Here is a 20,591-nt window from a genome sequence, read left to right on the forward strand (position 1 = left end):
CTCTGTTAGCTTAGTGGCGAACCGAAGGCCCTGCCGACGGTCCAAGGCCGATCATCCATGTTCTGCAAGGATCACCATGACGCTCGTCAAACTGACTGCCGTCGCCCTGCTGGCGTTGACCCTCGGCGCCTGCCAGAGCTTGTTCACGCCCAACTATCGCGCACCGCTCGAGGTCAAGCGCGAAGCCTGGGAGCACGTCAAACCCGGTTGCAGCGAGCGCGATTGCCCGCTGGTGAACATCGACACCGTACACTTCCCGGCGCTGCCCAAGCTCGATGCCATCGTCGAGCGTCGCTTGCTGCAACTGACCGAAGACAACCAGCGCGGCACCGCACCCACCACGCTGCAGCAGTACGAGCAGCAATACCTGGCCAGCGCGCAAGCGCGCAACAGCAGCTACCTGCAGGCCAAGGTACGCGAGCAGCATGACGGACTGGTGATCGTCGAGCTGTCCAGTTACCTGGACAGCGGCGGCGCCCACGGCATGCCAGGGCGGGCCTTCATCAACTATTCACGCAAGCAGGACAAGGTCCTCACGCTGCAGGACATGCTGGTGCCCGGCCAGGAGGAGACCTTCTGGAAGACCGTCGAGGAGTCGCACCGCGCCTGGCTGATCAGCACCGGCATGGACAAGGACGCCGAGTTCGTGAAGACCTGGCCATTCAAGCGCTCGCCGCACATCGCCCTGACGTACGGCGCGGTGGTGGTGAAGTATGAGGTCTACGCGATCGCGCCCTATTCCATGGGCCACGTCGAACTGAAGATCCCTTATCCGCGCCTGAACGGCGTCATCAAGCCTGAACTGTTTCCCGGCCGCGGATAGCACGCAGCACCCCATATAGGCCACCTGCCAGCAGCAAGGCTGGCAGGGTCGCGCCCAGCTCCGGCGCCTTGTTCGCCAGCAGGTGGTAGACCACCACCCCCGCCAGCCAGGCCAGCAGCGCCGGCCAATGCAGCCCCGGCACCTGCTGCGGCATGCGGCGACGGCGGATCACGAAGTGATCCATCAGCACCACGCCGAACAGCGGCGCGAACACCGAACCGATCAGCAGCAGGAAGTTCTGGTACTGGGCCAGCGGCGCCAGCAACGCGATCAGGGTGCACAGCAGGCCGATCGCCAGCGCCAGGTGCTCGACCTTGAGCTTTACCAACAAGCCTGTGGACACTGCCGCCGAATGAATGTCGGCGAAGGCGTTTTCCGACTCGTCCAGCAGGATCAGCAACAGCGGGATACCAAGCCCGGCGCCAGCCAGGGCCAGCAGCAGGGCATTCACCTCACCGCTCGGGGCGAACGCCAGGGTGTAGGCCACGCCCAGGCTCATCAGCCAGGCGTTGCCGATGAAAAAGCCCAGCGCGGTGCCACCGAAGACTCGGCTGGCACGCTTGCCGAAACGCGAGTAGTCGGCGATCAGCGGCAGCCACGACAGCGGCATGGCGATGACGATATCGAAGCCCACCGCCAGTGACAGCGAGCCATCGCCGGGGCGACGCCAGAGGTCGGCAAGATCGGCCTTGGCGAACAGGTTCCAGGTCAGCCACAGGCAGGCACCGAGCAACAGCCAGATCCCCCACTTGCGCAGCACCTTGCGCACGAAGGCCAGCGGCCCGCTGACGGCGAGCAGGGTTGCCAGTGCGCCGAAGCACAGGGTCCAGAGCAACGGGCTGTTCCAGGCACTGCCCTCGCCGAAGGTGCGTGCGCCCAGCAGGCTGGCGGCGTCACGCATGACAATGATCTCGAACGATCCCCACCCGACCAGTTGCAGCAGGTTGAGCAGTGCCGGCAGGCGCGCGCCATGGCGCCCCAGCGACAGGCGCAGACCGGCCATCGCAGAGAGGCCGGTATCACTGCCGGTCACCCCGACCGCTGCCAGCAACAGCACCCCGACCGCAGTCCCGAGCACGATCGCCAGCACCGAGCCCGCCAGGCCCAGGCCCGGCGCCAGCAAGGCGCCGACCTGCAGCACCATCAGGCCGATGCCGAGGGAAAACCACAGCGAGAACAGGTCGCGGGCGCCGAACAGGCGCTGGCTGGAAGGGACCGGGTGATCGGGGGAGAAATGGCTGGGGGTGGTCATTGGAAGGGTCGCCAAAGGAGTTGGGGTCTGTGGTGAAGTCTCCGGCCCTTTCGCGGGCAAGCCCGCTCCCAAAAACCTGTAGGAGCGGGCTTGCCCGCGAAAGCGCCAGAGGCCTCGATACAAATGCAACGGCAGAGTGGCTCACCACCACCCTGCCGGCATCACTTACACCTTGTGATAAAGCTGGCTGCCTTCCTGGCGGAAGCGCTCGGCCTGCTCGCGCATGCCTTGCTCGGCAGTCACATCCACGGTCTCGATCTTGGCCGCGTACTCACGCACTTCCTGGGTGATCTTCATCGAACAGAACTTCGGCCCGCACATCGAGCAGAAGTGCGCAACCTTGGCCGACTCCTTGGGCAGGGTCTCGTCGTGGAACGAGCGGGCGGTGTCCGGGTCCAGGCCGAGGTTGAACTGGTCTTCCCAGCGGAACTCGAAGCGCGCCTTGGACAATGCGTTGTCGCGGATCTGCGCGCCCGGGTGGCCCTTGGCAAGGTCGGCGGCGTGCGCGGCGATCTTGTAGGTGATGATGCCGGTCTTGACGTCATCCTTGTTCGGCAGACCCAAGTGCTCCTTGGGCGTGACGTAGCAGAGCATGGCGCAGCCGAACCAGCCGATCATCGCCGCACCGATACCGGAGGTGATGTGGTCGTAGCCCGGAGCGATGTCGGTGGTCAGCGGGCCGAGGGTGTAGAACGGCGCCTCGTCGCAGCACTCGAGCTGCTTGTCCATGTTCTCCTTGATCAACTGCATCGGCACGTGGCCTGGGCCTTCGATCATGCACTGCACGTCGTGCTTCCAGGCGATCTTGGTCAGCTCGCCGAGGGTTTCCAGCTCACCGAACTGGGCCGCGTCGTTGGCGTCGGCGATCGAGCCCGGACGCAGGCCATCGCCCAGCGAGAAGCTGACGTCGTAGGCCTTCATGATTTCGCAGATCTCGTCGAAATGCGTATAGAGGAAGTTCTCCTTGTGATGCGCCAGGCACCACTTGGCCATGATCGAACCGCCACGGCTGACAATCCCGGTGACACGCTTGGCCGTCAGCGGCACATAGCGCAGCAATACGCCGGCATGGATGGTGAAGTAGTCCACGCCCTGCTCGGCCTGCTCGATCAGGGTGTCGCGGAACAGCTCCCAGGTCAGGTCTTCGGCAACGCCGTTGACTTTTTCCAGGGCCTGGTAGATCGGCACGGTGCCGATCGGGACCGGCGAGTTGCGAATGATCCACTCGCGGGTCTCGTGGATGTGCTTGCCGGTGGACAGGTCCATGACCGTGTCCGAACCCCAACGGATACCCCAGGTCAGCTTGGCCACTTCTTCCTCGATCGAGGAACCCAGGGCGCTGTTGCCGATGTTGCCGTTGATCTTCACCAGGAAGTTGCGGCCGATGATCATCGGCTCGAGTTCGGTGTGGTTGATGTTGGCAGGGATGATCGCGCGACCGCGAGCGATCTCTTCACGCACGAACTCGGGGGTGATCTCCTTCGGGATGCTGGCACCGAAGCTGTGCCCGGCGTGCTGCTGGTCGAGCAGGCCGGCAGCGCGCGCCTCCTGCAGTTTCATGTTCTCGCGGATGGCGACGTATTCCATCTCGGCGGTGATGATGCCCTGGCGCGCGTAGTGCATCTGCGAGACGTTGGCGCCGGCCTTGGCGCGGCGTGGATTGCGTACGTGGGCGAAGCGCAGCTTGGCGAGTTCGGCGTCGTTCAGCCGCTGCTGGCCGAAATTAGAGCTCAGGCCTTCCAGGCGCTCGGTGTCGCCACGCGCGTCGATCCAGGCCGAGCGCACATCGCCTAGGCCCTTGCGCACATCGATGATGACGTTGGGGTCGGTGTAGGGGCCGGAAGTGTCATAGACCAGCACCGGGGCGTTCTTCTCGCCGCCGAAGTCGGTAGGGGTGTCGTGCAGGCTGATCTCGCGCATCGGCACGCGGATGTCCGGGCGCGAGCCCTGGACGTAGACCTTGCGCGAATTGGGCAGGGGTTGCACGGACTGCTGGTCGACTTTGGCCGACTCGCTCAGGCTGATCGCTTTTTCTTGTTTACTCATCACGGGCTCTCCAGACAGCTTCCTAGCGGGCGGAATGTCGGGGAGAACCTGAAAGGCGCGGACGCACCCCTTGGATGGAGTGCAGTGCCGGATACATGGGGGTGCCTTGGCTGCATGACAGCGCTGACATTCCCGGACCTGGCACAAGAGGCTCCCCGGGAAGGCGAGCAATCTTGTTCCCTACGCAGGCGCTAACCTGATCAGGTTCAACGGGATCCGGAAACTCTCCGATCTCAGCCTTCGATTCAAGGCACCCCGACAAGAACGTGCGCAGTCTAGACTGGAGTGGTCGGCAAAGCCAAGCCCGTAAATGCACGGGAGACGAAAGGCGCAACAGGCGGATTGTTGCCGACGGCGCGCGGCACTACACTGGCGCATCGCACGATACTCAACAGTTCAGAAATTCAATTTCGTACAAGGATTGCCCTATGCTGCGCAAACTTTCACTGGCGATTGCCGTGTCTTGTGCGTCCAACGGAGTGGTCTGGGCAGCGGATGTGCCCACGACGGTGAAGACCGACCTGGTCAGCGTCTACCAGGAAGCGGTGAACAACAACGCCGACCTCGCCGCCGCCCGCGCCGACTACGGCGCCCGCCGCGAAGTGGTGCCCCAGGCCAGGGCAGGCCTGCTGCCCAATCTGTCCGCCGGTGCAGAAATGATGAACACCCGCACCAAGCTGGACGAACCCTCGATCACCTCCAACCGCAGCGGTAACTCCTGGAGTGCCACGCTGTCGCAGCCGATCTTCCGTGCCGACCGCTGGTTCCAGCTGCAGGCCGCCGAGGCGGTCAACGAGCAAGCGGCGCTGGAGCTGTCGGCCACCGAGCAGAACCTGATCCTGCAAACGGCCGAAAACTACTTCGCTGTCTTGCGCGCGCAGGACAACCTGGCCTCGACCAAGGCCGAGGAAGCAGCATTCAAGCGCCAGCTCGACCAATCCAACGAGCGTTTCGACGTCGGGCTCTCCGACAAGACCGACGTACTGCAATCCCAGGCCAGCTACGACACCGCCCGTGCCAACCGGATCATCGCCGAGCGCCAGGTGCAGGACGCGTTCGAGGCGCTGGTGACCCTGACCAACCGTGAGTACGGATCGCTGCAGGGTGTGGTCCACAGCCTGCCGGTGCAGGTGCCGGCGCCCAACGACGCCAAGGCCTGGGTGGAGACCGCCGCACGGCAGAACCTCAACCTGCTGGCGACCAACCACGCCGTCGATGCCGCCGAGGAAACCTTGCGCCAGCGCAAGGCCGGCCACGCTCCGACCCTCGATGCCGTGGCGCGCTACCAGAAAGGCGACAACGACAACCTCGGCTTCACCAACCCAGCGCCACAACCCGGCGTGCGCTACGGCGGTGATGTGGAGCAGACCAGCATTGGCCTGCAGTTGAACATCCCGATCTACAGCGGCGGGCTGACCAGCTCGCAGGTGCGTGAAGCCTATGCCCGCCTGAGCCAAAGCGAACAGCAGCGCGAAAGCCTGCGCCGCCAGGTGGTGGAGAACACCCGCAACCTGCACCGCGCGGTGAATACCGATGTGGAGCAGGTGCAGGCCCGCAAGCAGTCGATCATCTCCAACCAGAGCGCCCTGGAAGCTACCGAGATCGGCTATCAGGTCGGAACCCGCAACATCGTCGATGTGCTCGACGCCCAGCGTCAGCTCTACACTTCGGTGCGCGACTACAACAACAGCCGCTACGACTACATCCTCGACAACCTGCGCCTCAAACAGGCCGCTGGCACCCTGAGCCCGCAAGATTTGCAGGACCTGGGGCGCTACCTGAAAGCCGACTACAACCCGGACAAGGACTTCCTGCCACCGGATCTGGCTGCGGCAGCGGCGAAGAACTTCGAACGGCGACCCTGAACCAGACCCCAACGCACTTCAAGGGAGCGGCCTGCACGTGCGCCCCACGTGCAGGCCGCTCGCCACTTCAGTTCATTGTGAATCGCACATCGAGCACTTCACCGTTCATCTCGATCGAGCTCCTGCAGTCTGCCAACTCCGACCCGGAGGACGTCGTGCTGGCCCTCACCTCGCGGCTCGATGCATCGAAACGAAGGGTGAACTTGCAGCGCTTGCCACCACTGGTCAGGGTGACGGATTCCTTGAAGTTCTTCCCTCCAAACGCTTTCTCCAGGAACCACAGTCGCCCCCTGGACTCATCGTCCACTGCGAAGGAGGCGTTCCAATCCGGAGTGAGGAATTCCCCGGCATGATCGATCTTCGCCTTGGAGTCCGCGTAATCGACCATCATGCTGACCCGTGGCGCCGGGGCGGCCTTTCCCGGGTAGGGCCGCGGTACGATGAAGGCATGAGCCGGCAGGACCACTACCGACAGCAATAGCGCTAATGTCTTGAATACCATGATGTTTACCTTGATCAAAGCGCGCCGGCATGGCGCGCGTCTTGATCAAGGTAAACAAGGGTCAGTGGGCAGAGGCCTCACTTAATTACCGACACCCCAGCAAGCCGCCCAGCCCCTCGAGCAGGCGTTGCAAGGCCCCTTGATTGGCTTGCATCACCGCCCTGCCCGCCTTGCCCATGCGCCGGCCGTCCTGCGGCAACTCGATCAGACGACGCACTGCCACGGTCAAGCCTTCCGTATCGTCCACCTGCTGCAGCGCCCCGGCCTCACGCAACATCGCAGTGATCTCGAGGAAGTTGAACACATGGGGCCCAGTGATCACCGGCAATGCCAACGCCGCCGGTTCCAGCGGATTGTGTCCGCCCGTGGGCACCAGGCTGCCGCCGACGAAGGTGATATCGGCCAGGGCATAGAGGAACATCAACTCGCCCATGGTATCGCCAAGCAGGACCTGGACCTGCCCGTCCACCGCCGTTCCTGAAGAACGCCGCACTGTAGTGAAACGTTCGCGACACAGCGCGTGTACTGCATCGAAACGCTCCGGGTGACGCGGCACCAGGATCAACAATGCATCGCCATGAACCTGCAACAGGCGCTGATGAGCCTCGAGAATGAGCGCATCTTCACCCTCATGCGTGCTGGCGGCGATCCATACCGGGCGCTGCGTCGCCGCCCACTGCTCGCGCAATTGGCGTGCGCGTGGCAGCAGTTGATCATCCACCTTCAGGTCGAACTTGATCGAGCCGGTCACCTGCACGCACTGCGCGCGGGCGCCCAGGCTGCGGAAGCGCTCTGCTTCAGTCTCGGTCTGTACCGCAATCAGGCTCATCTCTTCGAGCATCGGCCGAGTCAGCCCGGCGAAGCGGGCATAACCGCGTGCCGAGCGCTCCGACAGCCGCGCATTGGCCAGGGCAACGGGGATACCGCGCCTGGCACACTGGTGGATGTGGTTGGGCCACAGCTCGGTTTCCATGATGACGCCAAGCTTCGGACGCACATGATCGAGGAAACGCGCCGCTGCCCAGGGCAGGTCGTAGGGTAGATAGCAGTGCTGGACCCGCGGCTCGCTGGCGAACATCGCGCGGATACGCTCCGAGCCGGTCGGGGTCATGCAGGTCAGCGTGATGGGCAGGTCCGGGTAGGCCTTGAGCAGTGCCTTGACCATCGGCGCCGCAGCGATGCTCTCGCCCACCGACACCGCATGCACCCAGATGCCACCCTGGCGCATGGCCGGGAGCTTGCAGGCAAAGCGCTCGGCGATGCGCTGGCGATACGCTGGCGCCTTGCGCCCACGCAGGAACAGGCGCAGCGCAACCAGCGGCAGGCCCAGGTGAAACAGCAGGGTGTAGAGGGTTCTGTTCATGGCGTCGCAGTTTACTAGGGTCTGTCTGAAATGTGTCTGCACTCGCCCATAGAGCGTTGAAGACGGCCCCTGGGATCGGCAGCAAAAGGGCTGTTGGCCTAGCCGATTGCCCGCAGGTGCATGGCAAAGCGTTCAGCCAGCCACTGAGCTGCCGGCCCAAGCGGCTCGTCGCGCCGCCACGCCAGCTCAGCGACCAGCGCAGGCGGACGCCATTCGCTGTCGAGTTCGACCATGTGCGCCTGGTACGTCGGGTACTGCACCACATGACGCGGCAGCCAGGCCCAGCCCAGGCCTCGCATCAGCAGTTCGGCCATGACATAGAAGCTGTCGGCACGCCAGACCTGAGCGCTGACCGGCTCGCCGCCCGGATAGTCGCTGTCCTGTGGGGCGATGAGCAACTGCCGGTGGCGCGCCAGCTGCTGGCAGGTTACCCGCCCGGCATGGGCAAGCGGATGATGCGTAGCACAGACCGTGACCATCTCGACGCTGCCCAGGGTGCGACGCTCCAGCGAGTCCGGGATGCTTTCGTGATGGAAGAACAAGCCGAGGTCCGCGCGTCGCTCAACCAGCTTGCGCGCCACGTCGCCCTGCGCACCGCTGGCCAGCTGCACCTGGAGAAAGGGGAACTGGCTGGCCAGTTCATCGAGGCTGTCGATCACCGGCTGGTAGGGCATGGCTTCATCCTGGGCCACCCGCAGCAGCGGTTCCTGGCCGCGCATCAAGGCCTGGGCGCGACCATCGAGCCGCTCGCACTGACGCAACAACTCCTGGGCGTCACGCAGCAAGGCTTCGCCACTTTCGGTCAGGCGCGGCTGGCGACCACTGCTGCGTTCGAAAAGTGTCACGCCAAGGTCTGCTTCGAGCAGCGCAATGGCGTTGCTCACGGCCGACTGCGCTTTGCGCTGGGCACGGGCGACGGCAGAAAACGAGCGTAGCTCGGCGACCTGGACGAAAAGCCGCAACTGTTCAAGGTTCCACTGTTCGGCCATTACCTATCTCCAGAATCGATAGGTAATGACTTTACCGCAATCAGGAACAACCTAGAATGCCCGACCAGTAAACAGAGGAACCTGATCATGAATGCCTACACCTATCTCACCATCGCCATCTGCGCCGAAGTCATCGCCACCGCTTCGATGAAAGCGGTCAAGGGCCTGAGTACGCCGTTGCCGCTGCTGCTGATGGTGTGCGGCTATGCCGTGGCTTTCTGGATGCTCACGCTGGTGGTGCGCAGCATCCCGGTGGGTATCGCCTACGCGGTGTGGTCCGGCATGGGGATCGTGCTGATCAGCCTCGCAGCGCTGGTGATCTATGGGCAGAAGCTGGATGTGCCGGCCATGCTGGGGATGGCGATGATCGTAGGGGGCGTGGTGGTGATCCAGCTCTTCTCCAAGACTGCTGGGCATTGATCGATAGGCAACATTGCCGGGCACGGGCTGTATACTGGGCAATCGTTCCAGTTTTCGAGGTGCCCGCATGCCATCCGCCATTTCCACTGACGTCCTCATCGTCGGCGCCGGGGTCGCAGGCCTCTGGCTCAATGCCCGGCTACGTCGCCTGGGCTATTCGACAGTGCTGGTGGAGCGCGCCAGCCTTGGCGGCGAGCAGACCATCAAGTCCCAGGGCATCATCCATGGCGGCACCAAGTACGCCCTGCATGGCGCGCTGACCGGCGCTTCGGAGGCCATCGCCGACATGCCGCGGCGCTGGCGCGAGGCGCTGGCCGGCAGCGGCGAGCTGGACCTGCGCGACACCCGCCTGCTCTCGGACGCCCACTATCTCTGGTCGCCGGGCACCCTGGCCGGCAACCTCACCAGCTTCTTCGCCAGCAAGGCCGTGCGAGGCCGGGTCGACCAGGTCAAGGGCGAGCAACTGCCCCCTGCCCTGCAGGATCGCGCGTTCAAAGGCAAGGTCTACCGCCTGGCCGAGCTGGTCATCGATGTGCCCAGCCTGCTCGCCAACCTCGCGCAGCTCGCCGGTGACAGCCTGCTCGCCGGCGAGCGGATCGAGCCTCTGCGCGACGGCCAGGCGCTGGTCGGCCTGAAGGTCGATGGCCGCGAGATCCGTGCCCAACGCATCGTGCTCAGTGCCGGCGGCGGCACCGAGGACCTGTTGCATGCCCTCGGCCTGAGCCAGCCCGCGCAGCAACGCCGCCCCTTGCACATGGTCCTGGCCAAGGGCCCCAACCTCAAGCCACTGTACGCCCACTGCCTGGGCGGTGGGCCCAAGCCACGGGTCACCGTGACCACCCACCCGGCGGCCGATGGCCAGTGGGTCTGGTATCTGGGCGGCGACCTCGCCGAAGCCGATGGCGTGGCACGCGAGCCGGCCGCGCAGATCGCTGCGGCGCAAAAAGAGATCGCCAGCCTGCTGCCCTGGGTCGATCAAAGCCAGGTGCGCTGGGCGACCTTGCGCGTCGATCGCGCAGAGCCCGCACAGTCGGGCCTGGTGCGCCCCGACAACGCGTTCCTCAGCGAGCAGGATCGCCTGCTGGTTGGCTGGCCGACCAAACTGGCGCTGGCGCCAGACTTCTCCGACCGCATCCTGGCCGCCTTCGAACGCGATGGTATTCGCCCGAGCGCCCAGGTCGATCTGACGGACCTACCGCGTCCACCGCTCGGCGTGCCCGCCTGGGAGCAACTGCTGCCATGAGCCTGCCGACCCTGCACGATTTCCACCGCCCGTTGGGCAGCACCGGCCTGAAGGTATCGCCACTGGGGCTGGGCACGGTCAAGCTTGGCCGCGACCAGGGCGTGAAATATCCCAACGGCTTCACCATTCCCGGCGACGACGATGCCCGCCTGCTGCTGTCGCAGGCTCGCGAGCTGGGCATCAACCTGATCGACACCGCGCCGGCCTATGGCCGCAGCGAAGAGCGTCTCGGCCCGCTGCTGCGTGGCCAGCGTGACGAGTGGATCATCGTCAGCAAGGTCGGCGAAGAGTTCGAAAACGGTCTGTCGCACTTCGACTTCAGCGCCGCCCATACCCGACGCTCAGTCGAGCGCAGCCTCAAGCGCCTGGAAACCGACCGCATCGAACTGGTGCTGGTGCACTCCGACGGTAACGACCTGGCCATCCTCGAGCAGCAAGAGGTCTACCAGACGCTCGCCGCACTCAAGCAGGAGGGCAAGATCCTCGGCTACGGCTTCTCCGGCAAGACCGCCGCCGGCGGCCTGAAAGCGCTTGAGCAGGGCGACTGCGCGATGGTTACCTACAACCTCAACGAGCAGGCGGAGCGCCCGGTGCTGGACTACGCTGCCGAACACGGCAAGGCCATCCTGGTGAAGAAGGCCCTGGCCAGCGGGCATATCTGCCTGTCTGCAGGCGTGGACCCGGTCCAGGCCAGCTTCGAGCTGCTGTTCACCCATCCGGGGGTGAGCAGTGCTATTGTCGGCACCATCAATCCGTTGCACCTGGCCCACAACGTGGCCACCGTCGCCCGTATTCTGGGCCAGGCCTGAGCCGCTCACGCGGCCGCCGAATGCAAGGAGGAGCCTCGTGGCGCGTACGCTTATCCGCAAGAACCCGAGCAACTTCAAGACCCTGCCGCTGCATGTCGAAGCCACCCCCGAACGCCTGAGTTACCAGAGCATCGGTATGCCGCTGAACTTCGCCCAGACCCTGCAACGGCGCAAGGCGATCCAGCTGGATGACAGCCAACGCTTCGTCATCGAACTGGCCAACCTGGGCGTTTCGGTACGCCTGACCCTCAACTGGCAGAACCGCGACTACTGGGTGCTGGTGCGTCAACGCCGCCAGGACCGCGGCGACGTGGTACTCAAGCTGATCTCCGGTTACGTACCTGCCCAGGAGCTCAACCTCCCACTGCACACTGCCATTCAGGAAGTGGCAGAAGAGTGCCTGCTGGAAACCCCGGAAGGCTGGCTGAGCGGACGCTTCAACGACACCTGGCTACCCGCCCCGTATGCCGCTGCCCTGCACTACCGCGAAGCCCTGCCCTTCACCCTGAGCCCGGCCTCGGGCGCGGCGCGGCCGGTACACTGCGGCAACCTGATGCTACTGGAGCGGCCACGGGCCTATGTGCACCTGCCCACCGCCTCGCTGCAACTGATCTACGATCTGCGCCTGCAAGTACCCAAGGAGGCCAAGTCGCTCAGCCTGTTTCACGTCGACGAGCGCCTGGAAGGTGACCAACTGGTGGCCCGGCTCAACCGCAAGCGCCCCGACCTGTACCTGATGCCCCTGAAGGACGGCCAGCCATTGGCGGAGCTGTACACCCTGAAGAAGGATCAGCTTGTTCCCGCGAGCACGCGCGGGCTGTACCTGGCCGAAAGCTTCGCCCTGCAGGATGGCTGGGTAGTGAGAGAGGAACGCGTACGTTGGCGGGAATGGGTGCGTCAGCAAGGGCTGGTGGAGAGTCGGCCCGAGAAGCCTTCGCACCTGCAGCGTTTCAGCGACAAGGCGCGGGCGTTGTTGCAGCGGGCGAAGACCACACTGCATAAATAGCAGCAGCGGCGCTTGGCCGCTGCCACCTGCCCTGCGCCTTCAAGGGCAGGTCAGTTCTTGCGAATTTTCTCGACGATCGCGGTGGTCGAGCTGTTCTCGACCAGGCCCAGCACTTTCACCGTGCCGCCATAGGCCTTGACGATATCCGCCCCAACCACTTGGTCGATCCCGTAGTCGCCCCCCTTGACCAGCACATCCGGCTTGACCTGGCGCAGCAGGTTTTCAGGGGTTCCCTCAGGGAAACTGATGACCCAGTCCACCGCGCCCAGGCCGGCGAGCACCGCCATCCGGCGATCGACGCTGTTGATCGGACGCCCAGGCCCCTTGAGACGGCTGACCGAAGCATCGTCGTTGATCGCAACGATCAGGCGATCCCCTTGGGCGCGAGCCTGCTCCAGGTATGTCACATGCCCAGCGTGGAGAATGTCGAAACAACCGTTGGTGAAGACGATCTTCTCGTTGTGCGCACGCGCGTCGTCGATGGCCAGCAGCAGTTGCTCGAGCCCCAGCACCCCGCGCTCGGAGCCTTCTTCACGCTGGATCGCGCGGCGCAATTCCGGGGCGCTGATGGCCGCCGTACCCAGCTTGCCGACGACGATGCCAGCGGCCAGGTTGGCCAGGGCCACCGCGTGCGGCAGGTCCTCGCCTGCGGCAATGGCAGCCGCCAGCGTCGAGATAACGGTATCGCCAGCACCAGTGACATCGAACACCTCGCGGGCACGGGCCGGCAGGTGCAAGGCCGGATGCCCGGTGCGCAGCAGGGTCATGCCGTGTTCCCCGCGCGTCACCAGCAACGCGCCGAGGTCAAGATCATCGAGCAATTGCAGGCCTTTGGCGACCAACTCGGCTTCATCGGCGCAACGCCCGACGATGGTCTCGAATTCGCTGAGGTTGGGGGTAATCAGGCTGGCACCGCGATAGATGGAAAAATCCTTGCCCTTGGGGTCGGCCAGTACCGGAATGCCTTTGCTGCGAGCAGCCTGGATCAGCGACTGGTGATTCTTCAGTGCGCCCTTGCCGTAGTCCGACAGCACCAGCACCTTGACGCCTTCGAGCAGTGCATCGACCTCGGCACCCAGCGACAGCGGATCGGTGGCGAAGGGCTCTTCGAAATCGATGCGCAGCAGTTGCTGGTGGCGGCTCATGACCCGCAGCTTGACGATGGTGGGCTGGTGCGCAATACGCTGGAACACCGAACGCACACCTGCGGCCTGCAGGCTGTTGGCCAGACTGTCGGCTGCTTCGTCCTGGCCGGTGACACCCACCAGCGAAGCCGGGGCCCCAAGCGCCGCGATGTTCAAGGCAACGTTGGCCGCACCGCCAGGCCGATCCTCGATCTGGTCGACCTTGACCACCGGCACCGGCGCTTCAGGCGAGATACGCGAGGTACCGCCATGCCAGTAGCGGTCGAGCATCACATCGCCGACCACCAGTACCGGGGCTTGATCGAAACGCGGCATGGACAACTTCATGGGCAACCCATATGAAAAAATGAACAGGGGCAGGATATTAGCACACGGCAGCCGGCGGCTTTAACGCCAACTGCGGTGGGGACAATTCCAGTGACAATCGGGGCGCACACGCCCCGATTCATGAGGGTTTCAGGTGATATCGGCCTTGTCCGGCTCATCGAGCCCCATGGCGTGCAGGCGGGCATAATGGCCATTAGCCTCAAGCAACTCGACATGGGTACCACGCTCGACCAGACGCCCCTGGTCCATGACCAGAATCAGGTCGGCCTTCTCGATGGTCGACAGCCGATGCGCGATCACCAGGGTGGTGCGCCCCTCCATCACATGGTCGAGCGCCGCCTGGATATGCCGCTCGGACTCGGTGTCCAGCGCCGAGGTCGCCTCGTCGAGGATCAGCAGCGGGGCGTTCTTCAACAGCGCCCGGGCGATTGCCAGGCGCTGACGCTGACCACCGGACAGCAGCACGCCATTCTCGCCCACCTCGGTGTCGAAACCCTTGGGCAACTGGTCGACGAACTCCTTGGCGTAGGCATCGGCCGCGGCAGCCTCGATGGCCTCGCGCGGCGCACCGGCCAGGTCGCCATAGGCGATATTGTTGGCCACGGTGTCATTGAACAGGGTGACATGCTGGGTCACCTGGGCCACATGCCGACGCAGGTTGCGCAGGCGATAGTGTTCGATTTCCACACCGTCGAGCAGGATCTCGCCCTTGTTGTGGTGATAGAACCGCGGGATCAGCGCCGCCAGTGTCGACTTGCCGCTGCCCGAACGCCCCACCAGGGCAATCATCTGCCCGGGTTCGGCGACGAAGCTGATGTCGGTCAGTACCTGACGCTCGGTGCCTGGGTAGGTGAAGCTCAGGTTGCGCACCTCCAGACGACCCTCGACACGCTCCTTCTCCACGGTACCGCCATCCACCTCAGGCTTCTCGTCGAGCTGCTCGAAGATGCTCTCGGCGCCGGCCAGGCCCTTCTGGATGGTCGAGCTGACCTCCGAAAGCTGGCGAATCGGCTTGGGCAGCAGACCTGCCGCCGTGATGTAGGCGACCAGGTCGCCAGCCGAGGCATCGCCACGCAGGAACAGCACCAGGAACATCAACGCGGCCATGGCGCTGTAGATCACCAGTTGCAGCGCCGGGGTGTACAGGGCGCCGGTCTTGTTCATGCGCAGCTGCTTGTCGGTGTTGCTCTGGCTGGCATTTCTGAAGCGACGCTCTTCGTAGGCTTCGCCGCCGAAGCTGCGCACCACGCGGTAGCCCTGGATGGTTTCGGAGGCCACGTGGGTGACGTCGCCCATGGCCACCTGGATCTTCTTGCTCTGCTTGCGGAATTTCTTGCTGGCGGTACTCACCATCACTGCAATGACCGGCAGGATGGCAACCATCACCAGAGTGAGCTTCCAGTTCATCCACAGCAGGTAGACGAACAGGAACACCACCGTCAGGCCTTCGCGGATCACTACCTTGATCGCGTCGGTGGCAGCACCGGTGACCATGGTGACGTTGAAGGTGATGCGCGAGATCAGGTGCCCGGAGTTATGACTGTCGAAGTAGCGGTTGGGCAGCACCAGCAGCTTGTTGAACAGCTCCAGGCGCAGATCGTGGACCAGGCAGAGGGAGACCTTGGCCAGATAGTAGTTGCCGAGGAACGACCCGAGCCCTTGCCAGGCAGCGATCAGGATGATCAGCAACGGCACCGCCTGCAGCAATTGCAGATCGCGCAGATAGGGAACGTCGGGGAACAACACCGCTTGCGGATTGCTCAGGCCATCGACGAAGTACTTGAGGATCCCCGCCAGCATCGGCTGGGTCGAGGCAAAGATCACGAAACCGACAATGCTCAGCAGGAAAATGCCGATGTAGGGTTTCACATAGCCCAGGAGCCTGAAATAGATCTTCAGGCTGGTGGGGTTCTCCGCCGGTCGCGGTGTTTCGGCCATCATCGAGCTCGCTGTTCAGGTTGAACCGGAAATTTTACCACAGGCTTTTCGCTCGGCATGCACCCACGGCAACATCATCGCCAGACCGACCGGCAACCAGCTGATGAACCACTCCGCCCGTGGCGTGCCAGTCAGGCTTGCCGCATCGAGTTGCATGGCCACAGTTGAAAACACCCAGACCGCCAGCGCCAGCTTGCCCAACATGGTCTCCCGGGCACGCAGGATCTCGCGCAGGGCGAACAGCCATACCGCTATCCACAGCAACATACCGGGCAGCCCCAGCTCGACGGCGACGTGGGTGAGCATATTGTGGGTATGGTCGAACTGGATCCCCAGTGCCTCCACGCGGTAGAACGCGCCAAGCCCCAGGCCGGTCCATGGGTGCTGTTCGATCATCTGCATCGAGGACTGGAATATCTCGGGCCGATAAGAGGAACCCCGCTGCATGATCAGGTCCTGGAACAGGAATATCGCGACGGCAGTGATCAGCAGCGATGACACGAAGACCAGCTTGCTAAGCCGATCACGCATCCAGAATGGCGCCAACAGCACAGTGAGCAGCAAGGCCACGCCCGCGCCGCGGCTCTGGCAAAAGGCAATGAAAGCCCCCAGGCAGGCCAGAGCCAGCAGCCAACCCGACTGCACGAAGCGGTTGCGCGGACAATCGTTGAGCATCAATACGGCCATGACACCGACGACATAGGCGCCCAGGATCGGATGGCTGATTTCACCGATTCCCTCAAGACGAGAAACCAGTACGTTGCCGGCCACATGATAGAAGCGGTAGATCGAAATCAGTGCAGCAACCGCCATCAGGACTCCACCGATGCGCAACAACATACGCACACGGTGGGCACCAAGCTGCGCCAGCAATGGGAAAGCCATAAGGAACAGCAGGATATAGACCAGCCGCTTACCCTCGCGTCCGCCCTCTGCGGTGGATGACCACACCAGGCTCAACGCTCCCCAGGCCAACAACAGTGCAATCGCCGTCCAGAGTGCCGGCTGACGTCGCCACCCGCTCACGAACAGGTGCCGGGCGGACCAGGCGAAGACCAGGGTCGGTAGCCAGAGGAACAGGATGAGGCCTTGCTGGTAGAGCTTGTTGCTCGGCGCCAGGGCGATCGCAGCCAGGAACCAGACGAAACCGAATCCGAGCCAGGCCTGGGCCCAGCGCTTTTCATACAACATTCCTTCCCCCGATCAGTCCAATGACACCGTCATGGTGCAACCGCATTATTTTCGGCATTATTGCCAGTCATTTTGCTTGCAGAAGACAAGGCACCCATCCATGCAATGCTCCCGACTCTCCCAGCCCGACTTCGATCAGCTGACACTCGGCGCCAGGGTTCTGGAGGCCGACAGTCACGGCGCCAAAGTCTACCTGCTCGAGGATGGCAATATCCTCAAGGTTTTTCGTCGTAAGCGTCTGATTTCATCTGCGCTGCTGCGTCCCTACTCCCAGCGCTTCATCGACAACGCTGCGCGCCTGGTGCAACTGGGCATTCCCACTCTGGAAGTGATCAGCCATCACAAGCTGGACCTGCCGGGGCGCACCGCGGTGCTCTACCGCCCGCTGCCGGGCGAAACTCTGCTGCAGCGCTCGCGCCTGCCGGGGTTCAGCTGGAATGACTACCTGCCGGCACTGATCGCGCTGATCCGCCACCTTCATCGCTCAGGGATCTACTTCCGTTCATTGCACCTGGGCAACGTCGTGGTCACCCCTGAGCAACAGCTTGGCCTCATCGATGTCGCCGACATGCGTTTCCTGCGCCCTCCGCTGTCGGCACGCATGGTTCGGCGCAACGTGCAGCATCTGGCGAACTACATCGAACGGGAGCGGCTCGGCGACCACTTCCCACTCACCGAACTGAAGTCGGCGCTGCTCGAGCGCTGAGCCTCAACCCCGCAACAACGTCCGCGAGCCCTGGCTGAATGCCCGCCAGGCCTGCTCCGGGGCCAGCGCCTCACGCTGCCCGGCAGCCGTCTCCTTGACGCTGAGCGTGTTGCACTCCCCGATGGCATGCGCCCAGGCGGCCTGGTCCCCTACCGGCAGGTAGCGTCCGGCCTGCCCCAATTGCTCGCGGAACACCGGCAGGTCGCTGCACAGCACCGGCACATCGGCCAGCACCGCCTCTTGTAGCACCAGCCCCAGCCCTTCCGAACGCGAAGGCACCAGCAGCCAGTCGAAGGCACGATAGAGCTGAGATAGATCGGGACGATAACCGCACAGTTGCACGCTTTCGCCCAGCCCGAGCGCCTGGATACGGGCGCTGAGGCGCTCTCGCAGCTCGCCGTCGCCGAGGATCACCAGGCGAGCGTCCGGCTGCTGCCGGTGCACCTGGGCAAAGGCCTCGATCAGCATCTCGAAACCTTTGCTTTCCACCAGCCGGCCTACCGCGCCGAATACAGGCCCCGGACGCTGAACGAGGGCAAGCTCTCGTCTGGCGTGGTCACGCTCGAAGAGTGCTGCGTCGAACACCTGTGGGTCCAGCGCGACACGCAGCGTTTCGACAGAACGTCCAAGCGCCTGCTCCAGCGCCTGGGCAAGGGTGTGGGAAACCGCAGCGATGCTCAGGCGGTGCGCCTCGACCGCACGCAGCAAGCGAATGTCGCTGCCGCGCAAGCGAGTCGACCCATGAAAAAGCACCGTCACTCGCGCATCAGGGAAATGGCGCATCAACGGCAAGACAAGGCGCGCAACACCCATGCCGTCGAGCAGCAAGACATCGGGGCGGGTCTGCTGCAGTGCCTTGTACAAACGGCGCCGCAACACAGGCGTCAGCCAGCGCCAGAAACTTCGGCCTTTGAGTGTGCGAGGCGGCATGTGCCACTCTCGGGTCGTGCCCTCGCCGCAGCACAGGCCATCGCCCAGCAGCAGCCAGTTGCTGATCTCGGCCCCTTCTGCAACATGGCACAACATCTGACGGTGCACCTTGTGAACTGACATGTACGGGGCACCTCCCGACCACATCACATTGACAACATTCATCGGTAGAGCTCCCTCATACCCGGCGGGCCGACCGCCAGGTCAACCGATTCAATGAGCAAGAAAGCCGATTCCAATACCGACCAATGTTCCTACAACGAGCGCGGCCACCAGCTTGATCCGATCGCGCTGGCGACGCTTGGCCTTGCGCTGAACTTCCTCGGGCAAGGTCACATGGCTACCGAAACCAGTATGCAGCACCGCATCGCCCTCGAGCGTGACCGCAGTCAGGCCCAGCTCGGCATAACGACGCGACAGCGCCTTCTCTCCAGAATAGGCAGCAAATGGTGCGCAGGTTTGGTAATCGCTCAGGCGGCGCAATCCTGGGTTAAGCGAAAACGCTTGCCAATCGGCTTTATCCGAAAGCAGCGGGTAACACGGCACCTGCGCGATGACCTGCCGGTCGCCCAGGCGAATGTAGGGGCTATGGATCGCCAGGTCGTGAGCATGGCTGCGCAGCCACACCTGCAGGATCTGTGGGCTGGCCTCGAGGATCAGCCGGGAGTCCTCGACAAAGTGCTGGCGATAGAAGCTCCAGTCATCCTCGCAGTGGAAGATGTAGGGCGTCTTGACGTGGCTGTAGGCCAGGTCGATCGACGCCAGCTGCCCCAGCTTGGGCCGGTTGACGAACACCTTGCAGTGGGCCTTCCAATGCTCGGGAACGGCCGCGTGAACCGCATCGTCTCCCGAGTCTTCGGTGATGAACACCTCACGGATCGACGCGGTGTTGTAGCGGTCGAAGCTTTCCAGCGTTGTCTTGAGCAGGTCGAAACGCCCGCAACTGGTTACCACCAGCGTGATGTCACTGTTTTCCGAGAAGCGCACTGGGCTCCCTCCGCCTTGCGGCCATTTCCGATCCGTCCGACGGACAGGTTGATGTGGTTCAAAGCCCCAGTTTCAGACGCAGGCGCTGCCAAGCACTAAGCGGCGCTCGCGGTCTGAGGGGGGGCATCATGTGGTCGACGATGCTACGCCCGACCTGGGCAAAACTAAAGCCAGAAACCGCCAGTTCGCGGCCATTGGCGGCGATGCGTTCGGCGAGCGCCGGATCGGCGCGTAATGTCCGCAACTTCTCCTGCAGCACCGGGATGCTGTCGTACAGCACCACGTTGTGCATGTCCTCAAGACCCAACGCACGGTTTTCCGCCTCGCCCTGGTCGAAGGCCAGCAGCACGCAGCCACAGGCCATGGCCTCGAAGTTCTTGATCATGTACTCGCCCATGCCAACGTCGGCACTGACGAAGAAGCGGATACGGTTGAGCGTGTTGCAGTAGTCTTCACCGGACTTGGTGCGAGTCACCACCAGGTTTTCCACCTGCCCCAGTTCATCGAGCAACGCCTTGCGGCCGCTATAGGCGACACTCTTGGTGCTGCCGACAAAGGCCAGTTCGATATCACGCTCGCGCCCCTGGTCGGTCAGCAATTGCTCGTCATAGCCCTTGGGCACGAACACCGCATCGAAACCTTCCTGGCGCAGGCGCTCGCTGACCATGTAGCCAGAGCTGATCACTCGCGCCCAAGGCAGCTTGCGGTAGTGCGCGCTGAACTTGCCGGTGTATTTGCAGGGAATGTAGTTCTGGTAGGCATCGTGCTCGAGGATCACCAGATTAGGGACCGTGCGGATAAAGCCGACCTGGCGAATCTCCTGCTTGAAGCGCAGGAAAAAGACGATACGGTCATAACGCTCGACGTCCACTTCACGCTTGAAGTAGCGCCGCAGGTTGCGCTGGTCGTCGCTCGACAGCCAGCGCAAGTCGCACTCGCAGTTGGCCGCGACGCCGTCGTACAGGCGATCGAGGATGGCCCGTTGTTCCTTCTGCACCAGAAATAGGACTTTCATTGCATTCCTTGGGGGCGTGACGCCATCGCGGTCA

General features: G+C 63.6%; 18 protein-coding genes and 1 riboswitch. Of the genes, 7 read left to right on the forward strand and 11 right to left on the reverse strand.

Going from position 1 to position 20,591, the window contains the following annotated elements:
- Window positions 1-76 precede the first annotated feature (76 nt).
- Complete coding sequence (locus HU748_RS17780; RefSeq protein ID WP_186665896.1) at window positions 77-823, forward strand: RsiV family protein; 747 nt, start codon at window positions 77-79, stop codon at window positions 821-823.
- On the opposite strand, the gene cytX is transcribed toward HU748_RS17780, so the two are convergent.
- Window positions 792-2,075 (reverse strand): putative hydroxymethylpyrimidine transporter CytX, encoded by a 1,284-nt coding sequence (gene cytX, locus HU748_RS17785; protein ID WP_186721277.1) that lies wholly within the window; start codon window positions 2,073-2,075, stop codon window positions 792-794. The two genes, HU748_RS17780 and cytX, sit on opposite strands and share 32 nt — an antisense overlap.
- Before the next feature lie 165 nt (window positions 2,076-2,240).
- Window positions 2,241-4,121 (reverse strand): phosphomethylpyrimidine synthase ThiC, encoded by a 1,881-nt coding sequence (gene thiC / locus HU748_RS17790; protein ID WP_186711420.1) that lies wholly within the window; start codon window positions 4,119-4,121, stop codon window positions 2,241-2,243.
- A 160-nt stretch (window positions 4,122-4,281) separates the two neighbouring features.
- Window positions 4,282-4,389: riboswitch (TPP riboswitch) on the reverse strand.
- 160 nt (window positions 4,390-4,549) lie between these two features.
- On the opposite strand from thiC, the gene HU748_RS17795 reads away from it, so the two are divergent.
- The gene (locus tag HU748_RS17795) at window positions 4,550-5,986 is read left to right on the forward strand and encodes a TolC family outer membrane protein (RefSeq protein ID WP_054893157.1); all 1,437 of its coding nucleotides are present in this window, start codon (window positions 4,550-4,552) and stop codon (window positions 5,984-5,986) included.
- Between the two features lie 67 nt (window positions 5,987-6,053).
- Here HU748_RS17795 and HU748_RS17800 read toward each other — a convergent pair whose 3' ends face one another.
- From HU748_RS17800 to HU748_RS17810, 3 genes are all read right to left on the reverse strand, one after another.
- Window positions 6,054-6,488 carry a hypothetical protein gene (locus HU748_RS17800; protein ID WP_186721279.1) on the reverse strand — a complete coding sequence of 145 codons (435 nt, stop codon included), beginning with the start codon at window positions 6,486-6,488 and terminating at the stop codon, window positions 6,054-6,056.
- A gap of 85 nt (window positions 6,489-6,573) precedes the next feature.
- On the reverse strand, window positions 6,574-7,851 hold the full coding sequence (gene waaA / locus HU748_RS17805; RefSeq protein WP_186721282.1) for a lipid IV(A) 3-deoxy-D-manno-octulosonic acid transferase: 1,278 nt from the start codon (window positions 7,849-7,851) through the stop codon (window positions 6,574-6,576).
- 98 nt (window positions 7,852-7,949) lie between these two features.
- Window positions 7,950-8,840, reverse strand: coding sequence for a LysR family transcriptional regulator (locus HU748_RS17810; protein WP_186708219.1), 891 nt, complete (start codon window positions 8,838-8,840; stop codon window positions 7,950-7,952).
- Window positions 8,841-8,927: 87 nt separating this feature from the next.
- Here HU748_RS17810 and HU748_RS17815 point away from each other — a divergent pair, with 87 nt between their 5' ends.
- From HU748_RS17815 to HU748_RS17830, 4 genes are all read left to right on the forward strand, one after another.
- Window positions 8,928-9,260 carry an SMR family transporter gene (locus tag HU748_RS17815; RefSeq protein ID WP_186665890.1) on the forward strand — a complete coding sequence of 111 codons (333 nt, stop codon included), beginning with the start codon at window positions 8,928-8,930 and terminating at the stop codon, window positions 9,258-9,260.
- Window positions 9,261-9,327: 67 nt separating this feature from the next.
- Window positions 9,328-10,503 carry an FAD-dependent oxidoreductase gene (locus HU748_RS17820; RefSeq protein ID WP_186708223.1) on the forward strand — a complete coding sequence of 392 codons (1,176 nt, stop codon included), beginning with the start codon at window positions 9,328-9,330 and terminating at the stop codon, window positions 10,501-10,503.
- Window positions 10,500-11,312, forward strand: a complete 813-nt coding sequence (locus HU748_RS17825) for an aldo/keto reductase (RefSeq protein ID WP_186665887.1) — start codon at window positions 10,500-10,502, stop codon at window positions 11,310-11,312. Before HU748_RS17820 ends, HU748_RS17825 begins: the two co-directional genes overlap by 4 nt.
- 37 nt (window positions 11,313-11,349) lie before the next feature.
- On the forward strand, window positions 11,350-12,318 hold the full coding sequence (locus HU748_RS17830; RefSeq protein ID WP_186708225.1) for a metal ABC transporter ATPase: 969 nt from the start codon (window positions 11,350-11,352) through the stop codon (window positions 12,316-12,318).
- 50 nt (window positions 12,319-12,368) lie between these two features.
- Here the strand turns inward: HU748_RS17830 and hldE are convergent, their stop codons facing one another.
- The 3 genes from hldE to HU748_RS17845 form a co-directional block, all read right to left on the reverse strand.
- On the reverse strand, window positions 12,369-13,790 hold the full coding sequence (hldE, locus tag HU748_RS17835; protein ID WP_151926040.1) for a bifunctional D-glycero-beta-D-manno-heptose-7-phosphate kinase/D-glycero-beta-D-manno-heptose 1-phosphate adenylyltransferase HldE: 1,422 nt from the start codon (window positions 13,788-13,790) through the stop codon (window positions 12,369-12,371).
- Window positions 13,791-13,919: 129 nt separating this feature from the next.
- Entirely contained in the window at window positions 13,920-15,728 is a 1,809-nt protein-coding gene (gene msbA, locus HU748_RS17840) for a lipid A export permease/ATP-binding protein MsbA (protein ID WP_186708227.1), read from the reverse strand.
- A 15-nt stretch (window positions 15,729-15,743) separates the two neighbouring features.
- Window positions 15,744-16,919 carry an O-antigen ligase family protein gene (locus HU748_RS17845; protein WP_186708229.1) on the reverse strand — a complete coding sequence of 392 codons (1,176 nt, stop codon included), beginning with the start codon at window positions 16,917-16,919 and terminating at the stop codon, window positions 15,744-15,746.
- Window positions 16,920-17,019: 100 nt separating this feature from the next.
- Between HU748_RS17845 and HU748_RS17850 the strand changes: the two genes are divergently transcribed.
- Entirely contained in the window at window positions 17,020-17,625 is a 606-nt protein-coding gene (locus HU748_RS17850) for a toluene tolerance protein (RefSeq protein ID WP_186708231.1), read from the forward strand.
- Between the two features lie 3 nt (window positions 17,626-17,628).
- On the opposite strand, the gene HU748_RS17855 is transcribed toward HU748_RS17850, so the two are convergent.
- The 3 genes from HU748_RS17855 to HU748_RS17865 are packed head-to-tail and all read right to left on the reverse strand — an operon-like array spanning window position 17,629 to window position 20,557.
- Window positions 17,629-18,720, reverse strand: a complete 1,092-nt coding sequence (locus tag HU748_RS17855; RefSeq protein WP_186708233.1) for a glycosyltransferase — start codon at window positions 18,718-18,720, stop codon at window positions 17,629-17,631.
- 48 nt (window positions 18,721-18,768) lie between these two features.
- The gene (locus tag HU748_RS17860; RefSeq protein ID WP_186665881.1) at window positions 18,769-19,542 is read right to left on the reverse strand and encodes a glycosyltransferase family 2 protein; all 774 of its coding nucleotides are present in this window, start codon (window positions 19,540-19,542) and stop codon (window positions 18,769-18,771) included.
- 58 nt (window positions 19,543-19,600) lie between these two features.
- Window positions 19,601-20,557, reverse strand: a complete 957-nt coding sequence (locus HU748_RS17865) for a glycosyltransferase (RefSeq protein WP_186665879.1) — start codon at window positions 20,555-20,557, stop codon at window positions 19,601-19,603.
- Window positions 20,558-20,591: the final 34 nt, after the last annotated feature.

The sequence above is a fragment of the Pseudomonas sp. RW3S2 genome, from assembly GCF_014268955.1.
GTDB lineage: Bacteria > Pseudomonadota > Gammaproteobacteria > Pseudomonadales > Pseudomonadaceae > Aquipseudomonas > Aquipseudomonas wayambapalatensis.